23 protein-coding genes are annotated in these 25,115 nt (G+C 67.1%); 12 read left to right on the top strand and 11 right to left on the bottom strand.

Annotated features, from left to right (window positions below):
* Nucleotides 1-14: 14 nt before the first annotated feature.
* Nucleotides 15-467: a type II secretion system major pseudopilin GspG gene (gene gspG, locus WS54_RS13375; protein ID WP_027783126.1), complete on the bottom strand. Its 453-nt coding sequence runs from the start codon at nucleotides 465-467 to the stop codon at nucleotides 15-17.
* A 175-nt stretch (nucleotides 468-642) separates the two neighbouring features.
* Here gspG and WS54_RS13380 point away from each other — a divergent pair, with 175 nt between their 5' ends.
* Nucleotides 643-1,053, top strand: a complete 411-nt coding sequence (locus WS54_RS13380) for a type II secretion system protein N (protein ID WP_034209671.1) — start codon at nucleotides 643-645, stop codon at nucleotides 1,051-1,053.
* Between the two features lie 31 nt (nucleotides 1,054-1,084).
* Here the strand turns inward: WS54_RS13380 and gspF are convergent, their stop codons facing one another.
* From gspF to gspD, 3 genes are read right to left on the bottom strand one after another with little or no spacing between them, the layout of a single operon-like run.
* Nucleotides 1,085-2,302 (bottom strand): type II secretion system inner membrane protein GspF, encoded by a 1,218-nt coding sequence (gspF, locus tag WS54_RS13385; protein ID WP_034209670.1) that lies wholly within the window; start codon nucleotides 2,300-2,302, stop codon nucleotides 1,085-1,087.
* Between the two features lie 4 nt (nucleotides 2,303-2,306).
* Nucleotides 2,307-3,797 (bottom strand): type II secretion system ATPase GspE, encoded by a 1,491-nt coding sequence (gene gspE, locus WS54_RS13390; RefSeq protein WP_306453340.1) that lies wholly within the window; start codon nucleotides 3,795-3,797, stop codon nucleotides 2,307-2,309.
* Nucleotides 3,798-3,802: 5 nt separating this feature from the next.
* A complete protein-coding gene (gene gspD / locus WS54_RS13395) occupies nucleotides 3,803-6,145 on the bottom strand; it encodes a type II secretion system secretin GspD (RefSeq protein WP_059780435.1) in 2,343 nt (780 codons plus the stop codon).
* A 380-nt stretch (nucleotides 6,146-6,525) separates the two neighbouring features.
* Here gspD and WS54_RS13400 point away from each other — a divergent pair, with 380 nt between their 5' ends.
* A complete protein-coding gene (locus WS54_RS13400; protein ID WP_059780434.1) occupies nucleotides 6,526-7,011 on the top strand; it encodes a lytic transglycosylase domain-containing protein in 486 nt (161 codons plus the stop codon).
* 143 nt (nucleotides 7,012-7,154) lie between these two features.
* Nucleotides 7,155-8,465, top strand: a complete 1,311-nt coding sequence (locus WS54_RS13405; RefSeq protein ID WP_059780480.1) for a GTP-binding protein — start codon at nucleotides 7,155-7,157, stop codon at nucleotides 8,463-8,465.
* A gap of 131 nt (nucleotides 8,466-8,596) precedes the next feature.
* Here WS54_RS13405 and WS54_RS13410 read toward each other — a convergent pair whose 3' ends face one another.
* A complete protein-coding gene (locus WS54_RS13410) occupies nucleotides 8,597-8,875 on the bottom strand; it encodes an HU family DNA-binding protein (protein WP_006401505.1) in 279 nt (92 codons plus the stop codon).
* 388 nt (nucleotides 8,876-9,263) lie between these two features.
* On the opposite strand from WS54_RS13410, the gene mnmC reads away from it, so the two are divergent.
* From mnmC to WS54_RS13455, 7 genes are all read left to right on the top strand, one after another.
* Nucleotides 9,264-11,195 carry a bifunctional tRNA (5-methylaminomethyl-2-thiouridine)(34)-methyltransferase MnmD/FAD-dependent 5-carboxymethylaminomethyl-2-thiouridine(34) oxidoreductase MnmC gene (gene mnmC, locus WS54_RS13415; protein WP_059780433.1) on the top strand — a complete coding sequence of 644 codons (1,932 nt, stop codon included), beginning with the start codon at nucleotides 9,264-9,266 and terminating at the stop codon, nucleotides 11,193-11,195.
* A 669-nt stretch (nucleotides 11,196-11,864) separates the two neighbouring features.
* Nucleotides 11,865-13,079 (top strand): cation:proton antiporter, encoded by a 1,215-nt coding sequence (locus WS54_RS13430; RefSeq protein ID WP_034209665.1) that lies wholly within the window; start codon nucleotides 11,865-11,867, stop codon nucleotides 13,077-13,079.
* A gap of 14 nt (nucleotides 13,080-13,093) precedes the next feature.
* Nucleotides 13,094-14,209: a YbdK family carboxylate-amine ligase gene (locus WS54_RS13435; RefSeq protein WP_034209664.1), complete on the top strand. Its 1,116-nt coding sequence runs from the start codon at nucleotides 13,094-13,096 to the stop codon at nucleotides 14,207-14,209.
* Between the two features lie 507 nt (nucleotides 14,210-14,716).
* A complete protein-coding gene (locus tag WS54_RS13440) occupies nucleotides 14,717-15,355 on the top strand; it encodes a MarR family winged helix-turn-helix transcriptional regulator (RefSeq protein ID WP_034209663.1) in 639 nt (212 codons plus the stop codon).
* A 28-nt stretch (nucleotides 15,356-15,383) separates the two neighbouring features.
* Complete coding sequence (locus WS54_RS13445; RefSeq protein ID WP_059780479.1) at nucleotides 15,384-16,094, top strand: glutamine amidotransferase; 711 nt, start codon at nucleotides 15,384-15,386, stop codon at nucleotides 16,092-16,094.
* Nucleotides 16,095-16,304: 210 nt separating this feature from the next.
* On the top strand, nucleotides 16,305-17,417 hold the full coding sequence (locus WS54_RS13450; protein WP_059780432.1) for an NADH:flavin oxidoreductase/NADH oxidase: 1,113 nt from the start codon (nucleotides 16,305-16,307) through the stop codon (nucleotides 17,415-17,417).
* 177 nt (nucleotides 17,418-17,594) lie between these two features.
* Nucleotides 17,595-18,125: an SET domain-containing protein gene (locus tag WS54_RS13455; protein WP_059780431.1), complete on the top strand. Its 531-nt coding sequence runs from the start codon at nucleotides 17,595-17,597 to the stop codon at nucleotides 18,123-18,125.
* A 111-nt stretch (nucleotides 18,126-18,236) separates the two neighbouring features.
* On the opposite strand, the gene WS54_RS13460 is transcribed toward WS54_RS13455, so the two are convergent.
* Nucleotides 18,237-19,721: a sensor histidine kinase gene (locus WS54_RS13460; protein ID WP_034209861.1), complete on the bottom strand. Its 1,485-nt coding sequence runs from the start codon at nucleotides 19,719-19,721 to the stop codon at nucleotides 18,237-18,239.
* A gap of 118 nt (nucleotides 19,722-19,839) precedes the next feature.
* Nucleotides 19,840-20,532 (bottom strand): response regulator, encoded by a 693-nt coding sequence (locus WS54_RS13465; RefSeq protein WP_006401494.1) that lies wholly within the window; start codon nucleotides 20,530-20,532, stop codon nucleotides 19,840-19,842.
* Between the two features lie 122 nt (nucleotides 20,533-20,654).
* On the opposite strand from WS54_RS13465, the gene WS54_RS13470 reads away from it, so the two are divergent.
* Nucleotides 20,655-20,885: a DUF3717 domain-containing protein gene (locus tag WS54_RS13470; protein WP_006401493.1), complete on the top strand. Its 231-nt coding sequence runs from the start codon at nucleotides 20,655-20,657 to the stop codon at nucleotides 20,883-20,885.
* Between the two features lie 93 nt (nucleotides 20,886-20,978).
* On the opposite strand, the gene WS54_RS13475 is transcribed toward WS54_RS13470, so the two are convergent.
* Together WS54_RS13475 and phhA are read right to left on the bottom strand one after the other, a co-directional pair.
* Nucleotides 20,979-21,356 (bottom strand): 4a-hydroxytetrahydrobiopterin dehydratase, encoded by a 378-nt coding sequence (locus WS54_RS13475; protein WP_257127321.1) that lies wholly within the window; start codon nucleotides 21,354-21,356, stop codon nucleotides 20,979-20,981.
* A gap of 101 nt (nucleotides 21,357-21,457) precedes the next feature.
* Nucleotides 21,458-22,351 (bottom strand): phenylalanine 4-monooxygenase, encoded by an 894-nt coding sequence (gene phhA / locus WS54_RS13480; RefSeq protein ID WP_059780478.1) that lies wholly within the window; start codon nucleotides 22,349-22,351, stop codon nucleotides 21,458-21,460.
* Nucleotides 22,352-22,489: 138 nt separating this feature from the next.
* Between phhA and WS54_RS13485 the strand changes: the two genes are divergently transcribed.
* Entirely contained in the window at nucleotides 22,490-22,975 is a 486-nt protein-coding gene (locus WS54_RS13485) for an Lrp/AsnC family transcriptional regulator (RefSeq protein WP_006408082.1), read from the top strand.
* Between the two features lie 64 nt (nucleotides 22,976-23,039).
* On the opposite strand, the gene WS54_RS13490 is transcribed toward WS54_RS13485, so the two are convergent.
* The gene (locus WS54_RS13490; RefSeq protein ID WP_059780430.1) at nucleotides 23,040-23,573 is read right to left on the bottom strand and encodes a class IV adenylate cyclase; all 534 of its coding nucleotides are present in this window, start codon (nucleotides 23,571-23,573) and stop codon (nucleotides 23,040-23,042) included.
* Nucleotides 23,574-23,767: 194 nt separating this feature from the next.
* Nucleotides 23,768-24,667, bottom strand: a complete 900-nt coding sequence (locus tag WS54_RS13495) for a LysR family transcriptional regulator (RefSeq protein ID WP_059780429.1) — start codon at nucleotides 24,665-24,667, stop codon at nucleotides 23,768-23,770.
* Nucleotides 24,668-25,115 lie beyond the last annotated feature (448 nt).

Raw genomic sequence — 25,115 nt, forward strand, 5'->3', positions numbered from 1 at the left:
CGATCAGCGCCGGCTTATTGCCACGAGCCGATGTCGGAGTCGTTGCTCTCGCCGCCTTCCTTGCCGTCGGCGCCGTAGCTGAACACGTCGATCTCGCCGTGCACGCCCGGGTTCAGGTACTTGTACCCGTTGCCCCACGGATCGTTCGGCAGGCGCTCGAGATAACCGCCGTCCTTCCAGTTGTTCGGGATCGGATCGGTGGTCGGCTTCTGGATCAGCGCGTTCAGGCCCTGCTCCTGGGTCGGATAGCGGCCGTTGTCCAGACGGTACAGCTTGAGCGCCTGCATGATCGTGCCGATGTCCTGCTTCGCGGCGATGCGGCGCGCCTCGTCCGGACGGCTCATGATCTTCGGCACGATCAGCGCCGCCAGGATCCCGAGGATCGCGACCACCACCATGATCTCGATCAGCGTGAAACCGCGCTGACGACGCACGGCCGCGTTGCGGCGAGTGATCCACGTTTGCATGACTGACTACCTCTTTCCAAAAAATGTCGTCGATTGAGTGACGCACCCGGCGCACCGGACGATTGCCTGACGGCAACCTTCCGGACCGGCGGGCGCGGAGCACGCATTGTAAGGCGCGCATCGCCGAGGGCTTTCACCCAACGCAAATTTCATATACATCCGTACAATAGCGCGCATGAACGCGCTCTCGATCCGGATCCTATCCCTCGCCCTCTTCGCGGGTTTGTGCGCGACGGCCACCTACTGGGTCGTCACGCTGTCGGCCCGCGAAGCGCCGCTGCCCGCCGCCGCCGCGCGGCTGCCGATCCGCACCGAGGACGCCGCCGCGCTCTTCGGCGGTCAGCTCGACAAGAATCCCGTCCAGGACATCCACCTGTTCGGCATTCTCGCGCTCGATCACGGCGGCGCGGCGATCGTCGGCATCGGCGGCGAACCGCCGCGCGCCGTGTCGCTCGGCGCGGAAGTCACGCCCGGCGCGAAGCTCGCCGAAGTGCGCCCGCGCTCGATCGTCGTCGACCGCAACGGCGCCCGCGCCGAAATCCAGCTCCCGGCCAACACGCCGTCCCCCGCGATCTACATGCGCTGAACGGCGGCGGCCCGGCAAGCGGGCCGCCGCGTCACTGCACCATGTTGTTCAGCTCGATGATCGGCAGCATCACGGCCAGCACGATCACGAGCACGATGCCGCCCATCGCGAGGATCAGCAGCGGCTCCAGCAGGCTCGTCAGGAACATCGTGCGGCGTTCCAGCTCGCGCGCTTCGCCTTCGGCCGCGCGATCCAGCATCGTCGTCACGTCGCCCGTCGCTTCGCCCGAACGAATCAGGTGCACGAGCACCGGCGGAAACGTCTTCACGTTGTTCAGCGCGCGCGACAGCGCGGAGCCTTCGCGCACGCGCACGATCGCGTCGTCGATGTTCGCGCGCATCGCGCGGTTCGACAGCGTCTCGCCGGCCGCCTGCAACGCGCGCAGGATCGGCACGCCCGCCGCGGTGAGAATGCCGAGCGTGCTCGCGAAGCGCACCGTGTTGTAGCCGCGCACGAGCTTGCCCGCGAGCGGCGCGGTCAGCACCCAGCGATCGAATGCGAGCCGGGGCCCGGCGCGCGACAGCGTCGCCTTCACGAACCACACGACGAGCGCGACCGCGATCAGGATCGCCCACCACCAGTGCCGCACGAATTCCGACAGCGCCATCATCACGACCGTGAGGATCGGCAGCTGCTGCTTCGTGCTCGCGAACACGTTGACGACCTGCGGCACGACGTAGCTCAGCAGGAACGTGACGATGCCGAACGCGATCAGCGTGACGATGCCCGGATACGTGAACGCCAGCAGGATCTTCTGCTTCAGCGCATTGCTCTGCTCGATGTAGTCGGCCAGGCGCGACAGCACGATGCCGAGCTTGCCGGTGTGTTCGCCGGCCGCGACCAGCGCGCGATAGATTTCCGGAAAATCGCGCGGATGCTGACCCAGCGCATTCGCGAGCGAATGGCCGCCGAGCACTTCCGCGCGGATCGCGGCCATCAGTTCGCGGATGTAGTCGCGCTCGGCCTGCTCGGTCAGCACGCCGAGCGCCTCGTCGAGCGGCAGCCCCGCAATCAGCAGGCTCGCGAGCTGGCGCGTGAGGATCGCCTGTTCGCGCTGCGACAGCTTGCGGCCGAACGCGAGCCGCTGCGAGCGCGCGCCGCGCGTCGCGCTCGCGGCCGGCTCGACGACGAGCGGGGTAAGCCCCTGCGTGCGCAACTGGCCGCGCGCGCTGCGCGCACTGTCGGCATCGATGACGCCTTTCTGCGCGCGTCCCGCCGCATCGATCGCTTCGAAACGGAATGCCGGCATCGCGCTATGCGCCTCCCGTCACGCGCAGCACTTCCTCGAGCGACGTCGCGCCGGCCGCGAGCCAGCGCTCCGCGTCGTCGCGCAGCGTGCGCATGCCTTGCGCGCGGCCGGCGGCCAGGATCTCGGCATCGGCCGCGTTGCGGTGAATCAGCGTGCGGATCGACTCGTCGACCAGCAGCAGTTCGTAGACCCCGCGCCGGCCCGCGTAGCCCGAATGCCCGCACTTGTCGCAGCCGACCGGATGCCACACGGTGCGGCCGTCCTCGTGCCGCTCCTCCTTGCAGACCGGGCAGAGCTGGCGCACGAGGCGCTGCGCGAGCACGCCGAGCAGCGACGACGCGAGCAGGTACGGCTCGACGCCCATGTCGGTCAGGCGCGTGACGGCGGACGCCGCATCGTTCGTGTGCAGCGTCGCGAGCACGAGGTGGCCCGTCAGCGACGCCTGCACCGCGATCTGCGCGGTTTCGAGGTCGCGGATTTCGCCGATCATGATCACGTCCGGGTCCTGGCGCAGGATCGAGCGCAGCGCGCGGGCAAAGGTCATCCCGATCCGCTCGTTCACCTGCGTCTGGCCGATGCCGGACAGGTCGTATTCGATCGGGTCCTCGACGGTCATGATGTTGGTCGTCGCGGTTTCGAGCCGCGACATCGACGCGTACAGCGTGGTCGTCTTGCCCGAACCGGTCGGGCCCGTGACGAGCACGATGCCGTGCGGGCGCGCGATCAGCTTGTCGAACTGCACGAGCGTGTCGCGGCCCATCCCGAGCGCTTCGAGGTTCAGGCGCTGCGCATCCTTTTCCAGCAGACGCAGCACCGCGCGCTCGCCGTGCCCGGTCGGCAGCGTCGACACCCGCACGTCGACCGGCCGGCCGCCCACGCGCAGCGTGATGCGGCCGTCCTGCGGCAGGCGCTTCTCCGCGATGTCGAGCTGCGCCATGATCTTGATCCGCGAGATCAGCGCGCCGTGCAGCGCCTTCTTCGGGCGCACGACGTCGCGCAGCGTGCCGTCGACGCGAAAGCGCACGACCGACGCATTCTCGAACGGCTCGATGTGAATGTCCGACGCCTGTTCGCGTGCCGCTTGCGTGAGCAGCGCGTTGATCATCCGGATGATCGGCGCGTCGTCTTCCGATTCGAGCAGATCCTCGACTTCGGGGATGTCCTGCATCAGCCGCGACAGGTCGACTTCGCCCTCGACCTCGCCGACCACCTGCGCGGCGCTGCCGTCCTGGCGCGCATAGGCCTGGTTGATCGCCTGCGCGAGCTCGTCGGCCGGCACGCGATGCACGGCGATCGAGCCGAAGTTGCGCGCGATTTCCGCGAGCGCGGCGTCGCTCGTGCGTTCGCTGATCCACACCTCGAGCGTGTCGTCGAGCTGATGCGCGATCAGCACCTGGCCGCTCTTCGCGAAGCCGTACGGCAGCAGGCGCGCGGCGAGCGGCGACGGCGGCTGGCGTTCGCCCGGCGCGCCGTCGTGAGTGGAAGACGCGAGCACGTCGCTCACTGCGAGGCTCCCGGCGCGGTGGTCAGCGGCTGTTGCGGCACCGCCTGCTGCGGCACGCTCTGCGGCTGCGCGGGCGTCGCCTCCGGCAACGGCTGGGCCGGCACCGGCGCCACCTGGCGCTGCAGCTGCTGGCGACGCATCTTGTCGAGATCGAACAGGTTGCCCGCGGCCGTGCCGCCCTGGCTCGGGCCGATCGGCATCGGCGGGACGACCGGGTCGTCCTTGTCGCGCATCACGTTGTTGTCCGACTTGTATGCGCCCGTCACGCCCTGGATGTAGTCGTAGCGGTTGGCCGTCACTTCCTGCGCGGTGCTGCGATCGGAAATGATCACCGGGCGCAGGAACACCATCAGGTTCGTCTTCTGCCGCTGCTTCGATTCCGAACGGAACAGCTGGCCGATCCACGGGATGTCGCCGAGCAGCGGCACCTTGCTGTTCGACACCTGGTAGTTGTCCTGCATCAGGCCGCCGAGCACGATGATCTCGCCGTTGTCGGCCAGGATCGTCGACTGGATCGAGCGCTTCGTGAAGGTCGGCCCGGTCTGCGCGTTCGTGGTGCCGCTGACGACCGCCGAATCCTCCGTGTAGAGCTGCAGCTTCAGGATCCCGCCGTCGGTGATCTGCGGCTTCACGTGCAGCGTCAGGCCGACGTCGCGACGGTCGTAGGTATTGAACGCATTGCTCGTCGTACCGCTCGTCAGGTTCGAATACGAACCGGTCGCGATCGGCACGTTCTGGCCGACGACGATCTTCGCTTCCTCGTTGTCGAGCGTGATCAGGTTCGGCGTCGACAGCACGTTCGCGTCGCTCACGCCCGAGAAATACTGCAGCAGCGCGCCGAGGCCCTGCACGCCGAACATGTTGTGCAGCCAGCCGATGTTGAGCCCTTGCGACAACTGCCCGAGATTGGCGGCAAGCCCGCCGCCGGTGATCCCGCCAGCGGCATTGGTCAAGCCGCCGGCCGTCAGGTTGACGATGCTGTTGCCCAGACCGCCCGGCGGATTCAGGTTCGTGCCGCCGAGAAACTGGCCGCTCGCCACCTGCCACTGGATGCCGAGGTTGCCGGACGTATTCGAATTGAGCTCGACGATCAGCGCTTCGATGTAGACCTGCGCACGCCGTGCGTCGAGCTGGTCGATCACCGAGCGCAGGTTCCGGTAAACCGGATCGGACGCGGTGATGATCAGCGAGTTGGTCGCCGAGTCGGCCTGGATCATCCCGCCCGGCTGGTTGTCGTCGCTCTTGTCCTTGTCGCCGCCGAGCAGGCCGCCCGTGCCGAGCCCGCCGCCGCCGGACGAGCCGCCGCCGTACGCCGACGAAGACGACGAGCCGCCCAGGCCGCCCGACGGCAGCGGCGGGGTGCCCGACGTGCCGGTCGAGAAGTTGCCGCTCGACGACGAGCCGCCGTTCTGGTTGAAGCTGTTCGCATCGTTGGACGACGCCGACGAGCCGCTGTCGTTGCCGCCCTTGCCGAGCATCCCGCGCAGCGTCTTCGCGAGCCTGACCGCATCGGCGTTGCGCAGCGGCACGACGTGCATGTTGCCGGGCACCGCGCTCGGCGCGTCGAGCTGCTGCACGAGGCGCTTCGCGGCCGCGAGGCGCGACGCGCTCGACGCACGCAGCATCAGCGAGTTGGTGCGCGGGTCGGCCGTGACCGATACCTTCAGCGTCGCGTCGCTGTTGCCGATCGCGCCCGGGTCGAGCATTTTCTGCAGCTGCGCGGCGAGGTCGATCGCGTTCGCGTTGCGCAGCGGCACGACCTGCACCTGCGCGCCCGCGGCGCTGTCGACGCCCGCGATGATCTGCGCGATGCGGCGCACGTTGTCCGCGTAGTCGGTCACGACGATCGTGTTGTTCGCCGGGTAGGCCGTCACCGTGTTGTTCGGCGAGATCAGCGGCCGCAGCACGGGCAGCAGGTTGTTCGCCGATTCGTTGTGCAGCTCGAACACCTGCGTGATCACCTGGTCGCCGCGCGCCTGCGGCGCATTGCCGACATAGGTCGGCACGCCCTGCAGCTTCGCATCGGCTTCCGGCACGACCTTCAGCACGCCGTGATCCTGTACGAGCGCGAAGCCCTGCATGCGCAGCGCGGACTGCAGCGTCTTCAACGCCTGGTCTTCCGGCACCGGCCGTTCGGCCACGAGATTGAGCTGCCCCTTCACGCGGGGGTCGACGATGATGGTCTTGCCGGTCGCGGCGCCGATCGCTTTCGCGACCTGGTCGATATCCGCATTCACGAAGTTGAGCGTGACCTGAGCATAGGCGGCCTGCGAGACGATGATGCCGGCCACGAGCAGGGTCGTGGCGATACGCCGCATAACGAAGCGATTTCTTGTCATGGATGAATGGGTCGATGCCGGCTCAGGCCACTTCCGGCGGTAGTGCTGGGATCCAGGTCCGAAAGAGGCGACATTAGCAGTTTTTCATGTCCGAAATATCACATTGATCCGAAGACTGTCTCACATACGACATGTATCCGGCATGTCGTATGTAAAATGTAAGGATCGATGTCACACTCCGCATGCCGGCCGTCGCCTCCGTCGTCGCTCCCGTTTCGCGATGAACCGACACGGAAATGCGGTATAACCGGGCTCTCGTATTCCTGCCTGTCGCACTCCGACGGTCTGCCGGTATGATACGGGCGGCGCGTTTCTCGTCGCACTAATAACGGGCACGGGTTTTCCCCGAGCCCCGCGCAATTCCTTTTCGTTTCCGCACGATGAACAAACGGTTCGCTTCGATCGCGTTGCTCGCCGCCGGCGCGTGGTTCGCCAGCGGCAACGCACGCGCGGATTGTTTCGACGAAGCAGCCAAATACCAGCAGGTCAATCCGCTGATCCTGCGCGCGATCGCGTGGCAGGAGTCGCGCAACCGGCCCGATGCGCTGAACAAGAATACGAACGGCTCGGTCGACTACGGCCTGATGCAGATCAATTCGATCCACCTGCCGACGCTGTCGCGCTACGGGATCGGCCGCGACACGCTGATGGAACCGTGCAAGAACGTGTACATCGCCGCGTGGCATCTCCGGCAGAAGATGAACCGCTACGGCAACACGTGGCAGGCGGTCGGCGCCTATCATTCGGAAACGCCGTCGCTGCGCGACAAGTACGCGCGGCAGATCGCCGGCATCCTGACGCAATGGAAGCTGCTGCCGCCCCAGCAGACGGCTCAGGCCGCCCAAGCTACTCCGGCCGCGCAGTGATGCCGCGCGGCGGCGCCGGCCGGCCGGCGCGCGTTTGATGCACAATGCGGGCTGACGCCGCCGTTTCGCCCGCGTGCGGGCCGGTCGCGCCCCCGCAGGGCGCCGCGGCCGCTTTTTCATCTTTTCCGTTGGTGCATATCATCATGAATCCGGCAATGAAACAGCCGTTGCCCGTCACCGTGCTGTCCGGCTTCCTCGGCGCCGGCAAGACCACGCTGCTCAACCACGTCCTCGCGAACCGCGCGGGCCTGAAAGTCGCGGTGATCGTCAACGATCTCGCGGCGGTCAACATCGACGCGTCGCTCGTGCGCGATGCGCAGGCGCTGTCGCACGTCGAGGAACGCCTCGTCGAAATGTCGAACGGCTGCATCTGTTGCACGCTGCGCGACGACCTGCTCGTCGAGATCCGCAACCTCGCGTCAGAAGGCCGCTTCGACGCGATCATGATCGAATCGACCGGTATCGCGGAGCCGATGCCGATCGCCGAAACGTTCACGTTCGTCGACGACGACGGCACGTCGCTGTCGGCCATCGCGCGGCTCGACACGCTCGTCACCGTGGTCGACGCGTACAACTTCCTGCGCGACTACGGCTCCGACGACGCGCTCGCGACGCGCGGCATCGCCGCGTCGGAAGACGACGACCGCACGCTCGTCGAGCTGCTGATCGAGCAGATCGAATTCTGCGACGTGCTGGTGATCAACAAGGCCGACCTGGTCGGCGCGGACGATCTCGCGCGCCTGCAGCACATCCTCGCGCGCCTCAATCCGCGCGCGCACCAGGTCGTGTCGACGTTCGGCAACGTGCCGCTCGACGAAGTGCTGAACACCGGCCGTTTCGATTTCGACGAAGCCGCGAATGCGCCGGGCTGGCTCGCGTCGCTCGACCGCGCTCACACGCATTGCGACGACCCCGACTGCCAGGACGACCATCATGCGCACGTGCACGGCGAAGCCGACGAATTCGGGATCGGCAATTTCGTTTACCGCGCGCGCCGGCCGTTTCACCCGGCACGGCTCTGGGCGCTGCTGCATCAGGAGTGGCCGGGCGTGCTGCGCAGCAAGGGTTTCTTCTGGCTCGCGACGCGCAACGACATCGCGGGTTCGCTGTCGCAGGCGGGCGGCGTATGCCGGCACGGGCCGGCCGGTTCGTGGTGGGCCGCGCAGGATCGCGCGGAATGGCCGGACGACGACGAGCTACTCGCTGAAATCCGCGCCGAATGGCTGGGCGATCTCGACGATCGCGCGGTCGGCGATCGCCGGCAGGAACTCGTGCTGATCGGCATCGCACTCGACGCCGATGCGTGGCGCGCGAAACTCGACGCATGCCTGCTGACCGATGCGGAGTTCGCGCTCGGCGCGACGGGATGGGCGGCGTTCGACGATCCGTTCCCGGCGTGGGACGTCGATTCGCACGACGACGATCACGGCGACACGCAGATCGTGCACGCGTGAAGCGTGTGGTAACGGCTCGTAAAAATAACCGTTAATTTTTGCAAGAGCGGCGCGAACTGTGGCGAAAATGCCGCGCGCGCCCAACAAAAAACCCGCCGAGAGGCGGGTTTTTTTCTGGAACAGGCGCGGATTTAACGCTTGTTGACGGCGTCCTTGAACGCCTTGCCGGCCGTGAACTTGACCGTCTTGGCTGCCGGGATCTTGATGGTTTCGCCCGTCTTCGGGTTGCGGCCCGTACGTGCTGCGCGCTTGCCCGAACCGAAGCTGCCGAAGCCGATCAGCTGAACCGCATCACCCTTCGACACGGCCTTCTTGATGACTTCGAGCAGCGTGTCCAGCGTTTCGCCGGTTTGAGCCTTGCTGGCGCCCGTTTGGGCGGCGACGGCGTCGATCAGTTCCTGTTTGTTCATTAAGGTTCCTTTATCAGGTTAGGTTGACACGAACAGCGCGAACGCGCCGATTATACGTGCGCGAACCGTGCCGTCGAGAGTCAGACTCCGACGACACAGCGCCGAATCCTGGCCCGCGCGACGCGCCCTCCGGCTTGCCGGCGGCCACCCCGCGGTACGGCGTTGCTATGATAGCGCAGCGCAAACCCAATAACGACAAGGGTTTCAAAGATTTTCATCGGTATTTCGCCGAATGAATCGTCGATTGCCCGTTTTTTGACCTGCGCCAACCGGACAGGATACGCAGCGGGGTCCGCCCGTCCGTCGCCCCGTTGCCCTTTTCCAACGGCCGGTCGGACGGCCTCCCGCAATCCCTTGCCAGGCTTGGCTGCCACGTTTTTTGTTTCGCATGCCCGACCGACTTGTTTACGCCACGCTCGCACTTCGCGACGACGGCACGCTCGTCTCGCCCGAGTTCGGCGAGTTCCATCGCGGCGCATCCGGCGCGCTCGCGCACGCGCATCGCGCGTTCGTCGCGGGCAACGGGCTGCCCGCGCGCTGGCAGCGCCGTCGAACGTTCACGATCGTCACGACCCGATTCGGCGCGGGCGCCGGCTTCCTCGCAGCCTGGGCCGCGTGGCGCGACGATCCTGCGCGCTGCGAACGGCTGCATGTCGTCGCGCTAGAGCCGCACCCGTTCTCGCGCGACGACCTGCGCCGCGCGGTTTCGCATATGGTTGCAGACACAACCATATCGGCAGACGCCGATGCATTGATCGATGCATGGCCGATCCTCGTGCCGGGCCTGCACCGGCTCGAATTCGACGAAGGGCGCGTGGTGCTCACGCTCGCGTTCGGCGATGCGATCGAGCTGTCGAAGAAGCTCGTCGCGCGCGCCGACGCGTTTTTTCTCGATGGCGCCGCGGCCTCGGCCGACGGGATCCGCGCACTCGCGAAAATCGCCGGCGAACACGCGACGTTTGCGACCCATGCAAAGTCCGACGACGTGAAACACGCGCTCGGCGAAACGGGTTTCACGTTCCGCGAAGTCGACGATCGTCTCGTCGGCGAATATGCGCCGCGCTGGCGCGCGCGCCGGCACGAGCCACCGCGTGCGCTGCCCGTTGCAGCGCGCCGTGCGATCGTGATCGGTGCGGGCCTCGCCGGCTGCGCGGTGGTCGAACGCCTGGCTGCGCGCGGCTGGGACGTCACGCTGATCGAGCGGCACGAACGGATCGCCAGCGAAGCGTCGGGCAACCCGGCCGGCGTTTTCCATCCGTTGATGACGCGCGACGACAACGTCGCGAGCCGGCTCACGCGCGGCGGCTTCCTGCACGCACTGGCACGCTGGCACGCGCTCGAACGCGCCGGGCATGCGTTCGCCCACAGCACGCACGGGATGATCCATCTGGCCGAATCGGCCGACGATTTCGCGCGGATGCGCGATGCGTTCGATGCGTTCGGCGCGCCGTCCGACTACGTGACGCTGCTCGATGCCGATGCCGCGCGTGCGCACCTGAATCTGCCGGTCGCGCATGGCGGCCTGCTGTTTCCGCACGGCGGCGCCGTCTGGCCGGCCGGGCTGTGCGCCGCGCAATATGCGGCGGCCGGCGAGCGCGTGCGCCTGCTTGCGTCCACCTGCGTCGCGCGGCTCGACCGACGGGGCGACACCTGGCATGCGCTCGACGATACGGGCGCCACGCTGGCCGATGCGCCCGTCGTCGTGCTCGCGAACGCGGGCGACGCCGCGCGTCTTGCCGGGCTGCGGCATGTCGCGCTGCAACCGGTGCGCGGCCAGCTGACGCTGTTGCCGCCGGGCACGACGGCGCCGCTGCCGTGTCCGGCGATCGGCGACGGTTACGCGGTCCCGCTCGCCGACGGCACGCTGCTGATCGGCGCGACGTTCGAACCCGACGACACCGATCCCGCGATGCGTACGGCCGGCCACGTCGAGAACCTCGAACGCGTGCGACATCTGCTGCCGGGCCTGATCGGCGATCTGCCGGACCCCGCCACGCTGCGCGGGCGCGTGGCGTTCCGCTGGGTCGTCGGCGACCGCCTGCCGCTCGTCGGCCCGCTCGCCGACGAAGCGCAGGCCACCGCGAACGCCCGCGCGCTCGGCGGTGCGCAGGCGCGCGACCTGCCGCGCCTGCCCGGCCTCTACGGCGCATTCGGCTTCGGTTCGCGCGGCCTCGTGTGGGCCGCGCTCGGCGCCGAGCTGATCGCCTCGCAACTCGAAGGCGAGCCGTGGCCGCTCGAGCGCGAACTCGCCGACGCGGTCGATCCCGCCCGCTTCCTGATCCGCGCGCTGCGCGCACGCCGCGTCGGTTCGACGGGCTGATCGGCCGCGCCTTCCTCACAGTTTCCCGATTTTCCGGTGCAAGGTTATCCACGCAATGCTGTGGATAACCGCGCGGAATCCGCGCGTACTTCGTGTGTAATCACAGTGGACGTAAACTGGGCAACTCCGCACAGCTGTGAAGCGGCCCAAAAGTTGCTCAACTCAAACGTCTGTGCACGAACAGCCTGTGCAACCGGTTATGGTTTCGCCAACGCATTGATCCAACAGCGTAAACCGGAGTTATCCACAGAACTGTGCGTCCTTTGTTAACTTCTACTACGTATATATACGAGTAAACCTTTGAAACCAAAGACCTGTGGTGCCGCACAGCGCCGCGAGTCGATTCGGTCGGTTCCGGAACGAAAAAGCTGTGGCACAATCGGTTTCCTTCGCGTTCGTTCGGCCAGGCGCCGGACATGCTTCAACGGAACGGTCGGCACGATTTCGAATCTGAATCTTCGAGTCCGCCAGTCCGTTCACACACCAGGCCGACAATCCAGATCGGCAACCTGAACGACGTTCCACCCTGTGGCGGAACAGGCGGACCCCATGTACCGCCGTCGTCGAGCACAACAATCACATTCGGGGCAATACCCAGCCGGCGCGTATCCATTCCTGTCGCTTGACCCCGCGTCGCTGGCGGTTGCTTCCAAAGGAGAAGTCACCACGATGAAGTCGGCGTTCTCATTCCTGCCCAACTGGCCGCTCGCGCCGGATGCCGTGTTCTGGGCCGGGCTCGCGCTGTTTGCAGCCGGCCTGTGCGGCGAGCTGTGCTATCGCGCGTGGCGTCTGCCGCGCATCACCGGCTATGCCGTGATCGGCCTGATCGCCGGTTCGTTCGGCTTCGGCGTGATCGACGCGAGCACCGACGAAACCTCGCGGCTGCTGATGGACGTCGCGCTCGGCCTGCTGCTGTTCGAACTCGGCAGCCGCCTCGACCTGCGCTGGATCCGGCGCAATCCGTGGCTCGTCGCGTCGAGCCTCGCGGAAGCCACGCTCACGTTCGTGCTCGTGCTGTTCGTGATGCTCGCGCTCGGCGTATCGGGGATGGTCGCGCTGGTGCTGTCGGCGATCGCGATCGCGACGTCGCCGTCGATGGTGATCCAGCTCAAGACCGAACTGCGCGCGGAAGGGCAGGTGTCGCAACGCCTCATCACGCTCACCGCGCTCAACAGCGTGTACGCGATCGTGCTGACCAAGCTCGTGACGAGCTGGCTGCACCAGGAAGCGTACGGCAACGTTTTCGCGACGATCCTGCAACCGCTTTACCTGCTCGCCGGTTCGTTCATCGTCGCGTATCTCGTCGCGCGTTCGTGCAATTACCTGTTCCGCCACATGACCGCGACGATGCGCGACGAGCATTCGTTCGTCGCGCTGTTCGGGCTCGTGATGCTCGCGATCGCCGTCGCGCAGGCGTTGAAGCTGTCGACGCTGCTCACGCTGCTGCTCGCCGGCATCATCGTGAAGAACCTCGAAGCGCGGCCGCAGCTGTGGCCCGAGCATTTCGGCACGGCCGGCTGGCTGCTGACGGTGGTGCTGTTCGTGCTGACGCTCACGTCGTTCACGTGGGGCGACATCGCGCTCGGCGGGTTGCTCGCGATCGTGCTGATCGTCACGCGGCTCGCCGCGAAGCTGGCCGGCGTGGTCGCGTTCGCGAAGCCGAGCGGTCTCGGGATGAAGCAGGGCGTCGCGCTCGGCATCGCGCTCACGCCGATGTCCGCGCTGTCGTACCTGCTCGTCGACGACACCTACCAGCTCTATCCGAATTTCGACCCGCACCTGCGCGCGATCGTGATGTGCTCGATCGTGATCCTGCAGCTCGTCAGCCCGTTCGTCGTCTACCGCTGCCTGTCGGCGGTCGGCGAACGCAGCGACGGCAACTGATTCCGGAACCTGCCATGGCACTCGAAACCTTCGTCAATTCCGAACCGTTCACGTTCGGCGTCGAACTGGAGATCCAGGTCGTCAACACGCACAATTACGATCTGACCAAAGCGGCATCCGACCTGATGCGGCTGATCCAGGGCGAGACCTTTCCGGGCAACATCACGCCGGAAATCACCGAAAGCATGATCGAGCTGTCGACCGGCATCTGCCATTCGCACGAGCAGGCCGTCAGCGAGCTGCATGCGATCCGCGACGTGCTCGTGAAGGCGGCCGACCAGCTCAACGTCGGGCTGGCCGGCGGCGGCACGCATGCGTTCCAGCAATGGAGCGACCGGCAGATCTACGATGCGCCGCGCTTCCAGTACATCTCCGAGCTGTACGGCTATCTCGCGAAGCAGTTCACCGTGTTCGGCCAGCACGTGCACATCGGTTGCCCCGATCCCGACAGCGCGCTGTTCCTGCTGCACTCGATGTCGCGCTTCATTCCGCACTTCATCGCGCTGTCCGCGTCGTCGCCGTTCGTGCAGAACGTCGATACGGGCTTCCATTCGGCACGCCTGAATTCGGTGTTCGCGTTCCCGCTGTCGGGCCGCGCGCCGTTCGTGCTGACGTGGGACGGCTTCGAGGAGTACTTCACGAAGATGGTGAACACGGGCGTCGTCAACTCGATGAAGGACTTCTACTGGGATATCCGGCCGAAGCCCGGCTACGGCACGATCGAGGTGCGCGTGATGGACACGCCGCTGTCGGTCGATCGCGCGGCGGCGATCGCCTGCTACATCCAGACGCTCGCACGCTACCTGCTGACCGACCGACCGCTGAAGCTGTCGGAGGACGATTACCTCGTCTACACGTTCAACCGTTTCGAAGCGTGCCGCTTCGGGCTCGAGGGCACCTGCGTGAATCCTCAGACGGGCGAGCGCCGCACGATCGCGGAAGACATCCTCGACACGCTCGACCGGATCGCGCCGCATGCGGCCGCGCTCGGTTCGCGCGCGGCGCTCGACGAGATCGGCGCGCTCGCGAAGGCGCGCGTGAACGACGCATCGTGGTTGAGAACCGTTTTCAAACAGGAAAAATCGCTGAACGAGACGGTCCGGCAGCAGTGCTTACGTTGGCGCGGGTGAAAAAATGTTTTGCAGATTGCGGGATCGACCGCGGCGCGATTCGCTGAATGGCGCGCGCTGCCGTGTCCGGCCGAACGCGTCGCCAGTCGTCCTGAAAATCTGTGGATAACCCGATATTCCACTGCAAAGTCAACGCTCTGCGGGTGGGATAACCCGGTGGATCACCCGCGTGCGGCCGGGGGCCGATTCGAACGGGAAAATACCGGCGCACCCTGCTTCGCGGGCACGCGACATTGAGCGCACAACGAAAAATTGCGGTTATCCAGTGATTTTCCACAGTGTGCAGGGGATAACTTAGCTGTGCGATTTTCCGCTCTCGCTTAGAATGTCGGCTTTGCGGATGCCGGAAACGATGCGTGTCTCTCCGGTCGCCGCGAACGCGACCGCCGCGTGTGCCTCGCGACGGCCGTGCTGACGCATTCGAGAGCGTGCGTCTGTTTTGAGACGGGATTCGATCTCCACACTACGGCCGCTCGGCCAACCGGGCGGCGGAAAAGCGAAAAGACTATGAGCGAAGGCGTTTACGGGAACCAGGCTGCGGGACGTGTGACCCACAGCTTGCTGCGGTTGAGCACGGCCATGCGGAGCGAGGCATGGGATTGGGCGGAAGGCGCTGGCCTCACGCCGACGCAGGGCGAGATTCTCGTGCTGCTGTTGCAGCGGAAGGGCCCGATGCGGCTCGGCGAGATCGCGCGCGAGACGCAGCTCACTGCGGCCACGACGAGCGATGCGGTCAGCACGCTCGAGACGAAGGGGCTCGTCGAGAAGCGCCGTGCGCTGGACGACGGCCGGGCACTGGCCGTGCGCCTGTCGGCGCGTGGCCGCACGGCCGCGAAGAAGGCACTGCAATGGCCTGAATTCCTGACGAAAGCGGTCGGCAAGCTCGGCGCGGACGAGCAGGGCACGCTGTATCGCGCGCTGCTGAAGACGCTGCGCGAGCTGCAGGTGGCCGGCGCGACGCCGCCGCAACGCATGTGCCTCACGTGCACGCATTTCCAGCCGGGCAAGCTGTCGAAGAAGACCGTGCATCACTGCGCGGCGCTCGACATCTCGATGTCCGACAGCGATCTGCGTCTCGACTGCGCGGTGCAGGAAGAAGCCGACGCGGCGACGCAGAAGAAGACCTGGAAGATTTTCGCTGGCTGACGTCCGTCGATCGACCGGGAGGCCGATGATGAACGCTGAAGTCGTGGCGATCCGCCACGTGCATTTCGAGGATCTCGGGAGCTTCGAGCAGGTGCTCGGCGAACGCGGTCGACGGGTGCGCTATGTCGATGTCGGATCGTCGCGGGTCGAGGTGCTCGACGTGCTCGAGCCGTCGCTGCTCGTCGTGCTCGGCGGGCCGCTCAGCGTGTACGACGATGCGCAGTATCCGACGATCGCGCCGCTCCTGGCGCTCGTGCGCCAGCGCATCGACGCGGGGCTGCCGATCCTCGGCATCTGCCTCGGCGCGCAGTTCATCGCGCGGGCGCTCGGGGCGCACGTCTATCCGGCTGCCCGGCACGAACTCGGCTGGGCGCCGCTGACGCTCACCGACGCGGGCCGCGCGTCGCCGCTGCGCCATCTCGACGGCGCGACGACGTCGATGCTGCACTGGCATGGCGATACGTTCGACCTGCCGGGCGGTGCGATCCATCTCGCGTCGACGCCGGCCTGTCGCCACCAGGCATTCGCATGGGGGCAGCACGTGCTGGCGTTGCAATGTCATCCCGAGATCCGTACCGATCGCTTTGAACCGTGGCTGATCGCGAACGCCGGCGAAATCGCCGCGACGCCCGGCGTCGACGCGCGCCAGCTGCGTGCCGATACCGCGCAGCACGGCCCCGCGCTCGAGACGGCCGCACGGCGCATGTTCGCGGAGTGGCTCGACAGCGTCGGGCTCTGACGTCGCGGGCAGTCCCGCCCGCTGCAACGGTTGAGCCCGGCCTGCATCCGGTGCGGGCCGGCGCGTCGCCGGACACCGCACATTCCGCGCATCGCCGGCATCCGGCCGGCCGCACCTGACCATCCGCTTACTGTCGATCGCGCCGTCTGCACGCTTCGGGCGTGCGTGCTACGCTCGTCCGCTCTTTCCCTTTCCTGGCGAGCGGCTTCCATGACTGCGCTGTTTTCCCCGTTCACGCTGCGCGGCGTGACCCTTCCGAACCGGATCGTGATCTCCCCGATGTGCCAATACTCGGCCGAACGCGGCGAAGCGACCGACTGGCACATGATTCACCTCGGCCATCTCGCGCTGTCGGGCGCGGGGCTGCTGTGCATCGAAGCGACCGCGGTGGAACCCGACGGGCGCATCACGCATGGCGACCTCGGCCTGTGGGACGACGTGACCGAAGCCGCGCTGAAGCCGGTGCTGGCCGCGATCCGCAAGCATTCGCCGGTCCGCGTCGCGATGCAGTTGTCGCATGCGGGGCGCAAGGCGTCGAGCGCGGCGCCGTGGGAAGGCGGCCAGCTCGTGCCGGTCGCCGAGGGCGGCTGGTTGCCGCACGGGCCGTCGGCCGTGCCGCACAAGGACGGCGAGACGCCGCCGCTCGCACTCGATGCCGCGGGTCTGAACCGCATCCGGGAAGCCTTCGCGGCGTCGGCCAGGCGGGCTGCGCGGCTCGGCATCGATGCGATCGAAGTGCATGCGGCGCACGGCTACCTGCTGCATCAGTTCCTGTCTCCGCTCGCGAACCGGCGCACCGACGAATACGGCGGCTCGCGCGAAAACCGGATGCGGTTTCCGGTCGAGATCTTCGAGATCGTGCGTGCCGCGTTTCCGGAAGACCGGCCGGTCGGCGTGCGCGTGTCCGCGACCGACTGGGTCGAAGGCGGCTGGGAGCTCGACGATACGATCGCGTTCGCGCACGAACTGAAGCGCCGCGGCTGCGACTGGATCGACGTGTCGTCCGGCGGCGTGTCGCCGCTGCAGAAGATTCCGCTGTCGCCCGGCTACCAGGTGCCGTTCGCGCAGGCCGTGAAGCGGGCGGTCGGCATGCCGACGATCGCGGTCGGCCTGATCAACGAACCCGAGCATGCGAACCGGCTGATCGAGGCCGGCGATGCCGATCTCGTCGCGATGGCGCGTGCGATGCTGTACGACCCGCGCTGGCCGTGGCACGCGGCGGCCGAACTCGGCGCGCAGGTGACGGCGCCGCCGCAATACTGGCGCTCGCAGCCGCGCGAGCACAAGGCGCTGTTCGGCGACGTCGCATTCGGCCAGCGCTGAGCGCATCGCGCAATATTGCGCGCGATGTTGAACGAAGCAATCTTGAACGTGTAGGATGCGGGTGATTCGCCGCATGCCCCGACGCGGCACCGACTGGTGCCGCGTTTTCGTTTGGCGCGGCGCCCGGCCGCGTTCGCGGTCGCTTCCATACAAGTCGTCTTCACAAGGATTCGTTCGATGAGTTCACGCAGGATCGCGGTGCGCCGCTCGGGAGTACACGGCAAGGGCGTGTTCGCCGTGGCGCCGATCAAGGCCGGCGAGCGCGTAGTGGAATACAAGGGCGAGCGAATCTCTTGGAAGGAAGCGCTGCGTCGTCATCCGCACGACCCGAGCGAGCCGAATCATACGTTCTACTTCGCACTCGACGAAGGTGGCGTGATCGACGGCAAGATCGACGGCAACAGCGCGCGCTGGATCAACCATTCGTGCGCGCCGAACTGCGAAGCCGAGGAAGTCAAGGGCCGCGTGTACATCCACGCGCTGCGCGACATCGCGCCGGAAGAGGAGCTGTTCTACGACTACGGCCTCGTGATCGATGCGAAGCTGACGAAGAAGCTCAAGCGCGAATACGCGTGCCACTGCGGGGCGGAGTCGTGCCGCGGCACGTTGCTCGCGACGTCCGACGAAGGCGGGAAGAAGAAAAAGAAGAAGGACAAGAAGGACGGCAAATCCGTGTCCGGTTCGAAGGACAAGAAGAACCGGAAGTGATGCAGGCGGCAGCGCATTTCGCGCTGCCGCTGTCGTTTCGGCCGACGGTTGGCGCGTTGTAGCGGCCGTCGTTCGCTGTCCTTCTCCGGCGGGCCGCCCGCCGCGAATCGCTCAGTGCGTCGGCGCCGCAGCCGGCGTTTCGCCGGCCGGCTTCTCCGTGCGCGCGGCGAGCGGCACCCTCACCACGAAGCGCGAGCCGCCTTCCGGTGCATCTTCGTACGACACGGTGCCGCCGTGCATCGCGATGATGTCGTGCACGATCGCGAGCCCCAGCCCGGCGCCCGTTTCGACGCCGTTGCCGCTTTGCGCGTCGCCGCGGAAGAAGCGTTTGAACAGGTCGGCCTGCTGGTTCGCGGGCACGCCGGGGCCGTTGTCCTCGACGACGATCTCGGCGGCAGGCTGGCTGTCCTCGAGCGCGGCGCGCGCGACGTTCACCGTGATCCGCGCGCCGTCCGGCCGCGCGAGCGGCACGTACTTCAGCGCATTGTCGAGCAGGTTCGCGATCACCTCGCGCAGCAGCACGGGGTTGCCGCGCACGATCAGCGTCTCGTCGTCGCCCGCGTCGTCGCTGCGCTGGAAGCCGAGGTCGACATGCGACGCGAGCGCGCGCGGCACCCATTCGGCGCCCGTCTCGAACGCCATCGCCGCGAGATCGACGTCGACGAAGCGCGCGGCCTGTTCGCCCGGCTCGGCACGCGCGAGCGACAGCAACTGGTTGGACAGCCGCACCGCGCGGTCCGCGGCCGCGCGCAGCTCGCGCACCGCGGCGAAGGTCTGGTGCGGGTCGCGCGCGACCACCGCCTGCTCGGCATGCAGCTTCACCGCGGTGAGCGGCGTGCGCAACTGGTGGGCGGCATCGGCGATGAACTTGCGCTGCGCGTCGAGCGCGGTCTTCAGACGGCCGAGTAGCGCGTTCATCGCGCTCGTCAGCGGCCGGATCTCCAGCGGCACGTCGGTTTCGTCGACCGGTTCCAGCGACGTGTGGGTCTGCCGGTTCAGCGAATCGGCCAGATGCGTGAGCGGGCCCAGTTGCTGGTTCACGACGCGCCACACGATGCCCCAGCCCGCGAGCAGCAACAGCAGCAGCGGCATCATGATCGCGACGAGGAATTCGGCCGCGATCCGGTAGCGGTGCCGCACCGGCTGCGCGACTTCGACGACCATCGGCCGGCCGCCTTCGACGTTGTCGACGCGCACCTGCGCGACCCGCACCGCGCGGTTGTCGTATTCGGCCTCGAACACGTACGCATGATGCATGCGGCGCACGTTGATGCCCTGCAGCGGCAGCTTCGGATCGCCGGCGAGTTCCTGCTCGCCGTCGCTGATCCGGTAGATCAGCGCTTCGGCCGGATCGGAGAACATCGCCTGCGCGAGCGGCGGCACCGTGAACGGCGCGTCGGGGCCGGCGATCTGGATCTGTTTGGAGATGGCGGTCGCGAGATCGGCGAGCGAGCGGTCGATCACGTGCTGCGTGTATTGCCACGCGAGCCAGTAGGCGATCAGGCCGCTCATCAGCGCGAGCATCGACAGCGGCGCGGCGAGGCGCCGGAGCAGCGAGCGGCGCAGGCTGGTGGTCACAGCCGGATCAGGGGACATTTCGACGGGCAAATGGATAAGCGCCGCTCACGGGGAGCGGCGCGGTCGTGCGCCGGGAGCGGCGACGCGGAGCAGCGCATGCGCCGGCGGCACGCGGCCGACCGGCGCGCGGCGTCGCTCAGACGCTCGCCGTTTGGCGGATTTCCTGCAGCAGGTAGCCGAAGCCGCGCACCGTGACGATTTCGACCCGGCACTGTTCGAGTTTCTTGCGTACGCGGTGCACGTAGACTTCGATCGCGGTGTCGCCGAGATCGCCGCCGAAGTGCGTGAGGTGATCCTGCAACTGGGCCTTGCTGACGACACGGCCGTGACGCAGCAGCAGCATCTCGAGCACCGCGAATTCGCGCGGCGACAGTTCGAGCGGCTTGTCGTCGTTGAAGATGCGGCGGTCGACGCCCGACAGGCGAACGCCGCCGAGCGACACTTCCGGACGCGGCATGTCGCTGTGCGGGCCGCTGCGGCGCATCACCGCGCGGATGCGCGCTTCGAGCTCGGCCGGCTCGAACGGCTTGAGCATGTAGTCGTCGGCGCCGGAGTTCAGGCCCTGGATCCGGTCGTTCAGCTCGTCGCGCGCGGTCAGCACGATCACGGGCGTGTGGCGGTTGGTCTGGCGAAAGCGCGTGAGCAGCGTCATCCCGTCGATGCCCGGCAGGCCGAGGTCGAGGATCACGAGTTCGTGGCGGTTCTGTGCCAGCGCCTGCTCGGCAAAAATGCCGTCATGCACCATGTCGACGGTGAAGCCAGCCTGCTCGAGGCTGCTCTGGATACCGCGTGCGATGGGGCGGTCGTCTTCGATCAGAAGGAGTCGCATGAAGTTCGCTCAAGTACAATGGGTTGGCGGTTCAGGCACGCGGACAGCACGAAGCCGTTTCCACAGGGACGCCGCATCGCCTGACATCAAGCATGGCGGCCAGCGAACGATTAGATCCAATCATGTCCGATATTTCGATCCACGACCTAGAAGCCGCGATCAATTTCTGGCGCGCCCGCTCGCCGTCGAGCGGCGACGAACTCAAACTCTGCGAAGAGGCCAGCGCGCTCTCCAAGCCGTATGCGCTGCTGATTGTACAGCGCGAAAGCGCGCTGCAACTGGAAGGATTGGACCCCAAGGCGCGGAAAGCGTACGAGACTTACGTGCGCCTTAAGGATGGCTTGGAAAGCTGAAGGCTTTCGCTGAGTACATCCTAGAAAACGTTTAGCGAAATGAAAAGTTGACGCGCCGCGCATCGAAAGGACGCGCGGCGGTAGAGGCGATACTCAGGCGCCCGGTTGCGCGTGCGCGGCGGCGCCGTCGATGAACCGCGCGAGTTCGATGTCGCGTTCGGTCAGCCCGTCGGCGTCGTGGGTCGACAGCGTGACGTCGACGCGGTTGTACACGTTGAACCATTCCGGATGGTGATTCATCTCCTGCGCCTTGATCGCGACACGCGTCATGAAGCCGAATGCCTCGTTGAAATCGGCGAAGCGCAGGCGGCGCTGGATCGCGTCGCGGCCCGGCACGGCCGTCCAGAGCGGCAGGCCTTCGAGCCGGGTCTTGCGTTCTTCGGATGTGAGCTTGTGAATCATCTTGCACCTCTCGTTCGGTAACGGCGTCCGCCCGCGGCTGCGCCGCGCGGCGAAGCCGGCGTCGTTCATTGTTTCATAGTTGCGGGAAGGGCGACGGGCAGCCGGCGACGGGCGGCCGGCGACGGGCAACCGGCGACGGGCAACCGGCGGGCGCCGCGGCGCCCGGCGCATCACGCGTCGTCGTCGTCCGGCCAACCCTCGCCCGTGCCGCGATGCAGCACGCGGTCGGTCTCCAGCACCGCGCCGGCCGGAAATTCGGGCAGCGCCGCGAGCCGGCTGGCCAGGGCGCGGCCGTCGACGTCGGCGAGCGCGAACAGCTGCGCGAAATCGTCGATCACGAAGTAGGTCTTCTGGAACGTGTCGATCCGGTACTGCGTGCGCATCACGCGCTCGAGGTCGAACCCGAGCCGGTTCGGCGCCGCGCTTTCGAGGCTGTACAGGCTTTCGCCCTTGCTCGATACGATCCCGGCGCCGTAGATCGACAGCCCGTCGACCCCGCGCGGGTCGCGGATCAGCCCGAATTCCACCGTATACCAATAGAGGCGCGCGAGCCGCGCCAGCGCTGCTTCGTCGTCGGCGACCGCGAGCGCGGTGCGGCCATACGCCTGCATGTAGTCGGCGAACACCGGATCGATCAGCAACGGCACGTGGCCGAACAGGTCGTGGAAGCAGTCGGGTTCCTGCAGGTAGTCGAGCTGGTCGGGACGGCGCATCCACCAGGTGACGGGAAAACGCCGGTTCGCGAGGTGCTCGAAGAACACGCGGTCGGGCACGAGGCCCGGCACCGCCACGATTTCCCAGCCGGTCACGGGCTTCAACTGGCGGTTCACGTCGGCGAACGACGGCACCCGATCGGCCGGCAGTTCGATCTTGCCGAGCCCGGCGACGAATGCATCGCACGCGCGACCGCGCAGCAGGGTCGACTGGCGTGCATAGAGCTGCTTCCACACCGCGTGGTCGACCTGGCCGTAGCGCTGAAGCGGCTGGTCGATGGTGAAATCGGCGGGAGTTTCGAGGCCCGCGTCGAACTGCTCCTGCAGTTTCGCGGTGACGACGGTGGACATGATCAGGCTCTGCACGCTGGGGTTGAGATCATGCAAGTGTAGAGCGGGCTGTGCGCGGATTGGGCGCATAGTTGGCGTTGAATTGCTCGATAATGCGATAATCGTGCATTAAATCAAGGATCAATGCGGAGAATACTCATGCTGGAACTCGATCACTTCGATCTCGCGCTGCTGGACGTGCTGCAGCGCTTCGGTCGCGCGACCCATCAGCAGCTGGGCGAGGAGGTGCCGCTGTCGCCGTCGCAGATCGGCCGGCGGCTGCAGCGGCTCGAGGCGGCCGGCGTGATCGAAGGCTACCGCGTGATGCTGCGGCCCGAAAAGCTCGGGCTCGGCGTGACCGCGTTCACGAGCCTGAAGCTCAAGCATCACGGCGATTCGATCATCGAGCAGTTCCAGCAACAGATCGACGTGCTGCCGGAAGTGCTCGAATGCCATGCGGTGGTGGGCGATGCCGACTACCTGCTGCGGATCGTCGCGCCGGATCTCAACGCGCTGTCGCAGTTCGTGATGAAGAAGCTGATGCGCGTACCGGGCGTCGACAGCGTGCGCTCGAACATCGTGCTGACGACCTTCAAGCGCAACGGCGCGCTACCGCTCGCGCATCTGGCGCCCGGCGCCGCGTGACGGGAAGGGGCCGCGGCGCCGGCGCCGAGAGCGGCCCGCGCGGGGCGCCCTCGGCGGGGTTGGTTCAGGCCGTTTCGGGGTGGGCGTCGGCGTTCAGCAGATCGACGTACGCGACCGCGACGAGATCGTCTTGCGCCACGCCGAGCTTCGCGAACACCTCGTGCGCTTCGGCTTCGCCGCCGGCTTCGTCGTCATCCGGGCCGAGCACGACTTCGAGCTCGATGAAATCGCCGAGCCCGTCGACGCGGTCGAGGTGGATGCGCGTGCGGCCCGCGAGGTACACGTGCCGTTCCTTCGTCACGATCCCGCGCGTGGTCAGCGCGGTCGCGAGCAGCGAATGCATCGCGTCGGGGTTCGTCACCGGGCTGCGCGTGTAGTACGACGCCTTCGGGCCGTCGCGATCGTCGCGCTGATAGAAGATCAGCTCGGCCGGCGTGCCGTCCTCGAAGCGGCGCAGCTTCAGCCGGCCGCGCGGCACGTCGTAGAAGAAATCCTGCTGGCGATAGAACAACGGCGCTTCGGTCGCGAGCTGAGCCGCCTGTTCGCGCAGCCGGTCGAATTCACGGGCGCGGGCTTTGATCTCGATGTTGCGGGCCATGCGGGTCTCCTTCAATCGGGGTCTCGCGGTGTGCGAACGCACAATCTAGCAAAAAGCCTGCGATGGTGGCGTGACGAGCGGACGGCACGCGGCGACACGACGCGGGGCGGGCGATCGATCCGTCACGGCGATCCGCGGAATGCGTCGGGCATCGAAACCCGCTGCGCGATCGGCCGCGTCGACATCAGCAACGCTCATATCGCCCACTGCGCTTCGATCAGCCGCAGCGCGGCCGCGATCGCCGGTTCGTCGCGCCGCTCGGCGAGCGTCACGAACGTCAGTTCGGTCGGCACCGTCACGCGCTCGACGATCGTCAGCGCATGCACGTGGGCTTCGGCCAGCGCGGTCGAATCGCGCGCGAGCGTCAACCCGATCCCCGATTTGACGAGGTCGAGCATCGATTGCTCCTGGTCGACCTCGGCGACCTTCACCGGCTGCGCGCCGGCGTCCGCGAAACGCCGCGACAGCAGCCGATGGTGCGCGGACGCCGGCGGCGTCCAGATCCACGGCAGCGCGGCGAGCGCGCGCCAGTCGTGCGCGCGCTGCACGCGCTCCTTCCAGCCGGCCGGCGCGAGCACGCGGTACTCGAAATGCGTGAGCGCGAGGGTGTGGAACAGCGCGCCGTCGAGCGGATCGTCCTCGCCCGGCCGGCCGATGTAGTAGCCGACGTCGAGCGCCTGCGCGCGCACCTGTTCGATCACCCAGCCCGACATCCCGTGCCGCAGCGCGGTCTCGATCTGCGGATGGGTCTCGACCAGCGCGCGCAGGAAGCCGCCGAGCCGCAGGAACTCCGGGTCGAGAATCGTGCCGATCCGCAGCCGGCCGCGCACCTCGTGCCGCAGCGCGGCGGCGGCGCGCTGCACGTCGGCGGCGGCGGCGAGCGCGCGTTCCGCATGCGGCAGCAGCGTCTGGCCGTCGCGCGTGAGCGCGAGCCCGCGCGACGTGCGCGTGAACAGCGCGACGCCGAGCGTTTCCTGCAGATGCTTGATCTGGAGGCTGACGGCCGGTTGCGTCAGGTGCAGTTGCGCGGCCGCGCGCGTCAGGTTGCCTTCGCGGGCGACCGTCGCGAACGCGCGGAGCAGGGCGAGATCCATCGTCGTGATATGAGCGCGGCTTATAACGCAGTTCAGCATAACTCATTGGATCGGCGGCCGGGCGCGGGAGTACGCTTCATCGGGTCGTGGCGCGCAGGCCGCAGGCGCGGCGCGACGCACTATGCTGAAAATGCGCGCGGTATTGCGCCGCGCGGTGCACAACAAAGAGGTTTGCATGGAGCGCAGGAAGCGCTGAAGCGCTGACTTCGTCCAGCCACGTCATGGGGGCCGGGTAAGGGCTGAAGCACTAACTCGGGTCGACCGCCGTGGGGATGGAGTAAGCGTTGGAGTGCTGACTCCGTCCGGCCACGCCATGGGACCAGCGTAAGCGCTAAAGCGCCAACGCTGATCGACCGCCGTGGGGATGGAGTAAGCGCTGAAGCGCTAACTCCATCCAGCCACGCCATGGGACCAGCGTAAGCGCTTAAGCGCTTACGCTGGTCGACAG

It is taken from the genome of Burkholderia sp. NRF60-BP8 (assembly GCF_001522585.2).
Taxonomy (GTDB): domain Bacteria; phylum Pseudomonadota; class Gammaproteobacteria; order Burkholderiales; family Burkholderiaceae; genus Burkholderia.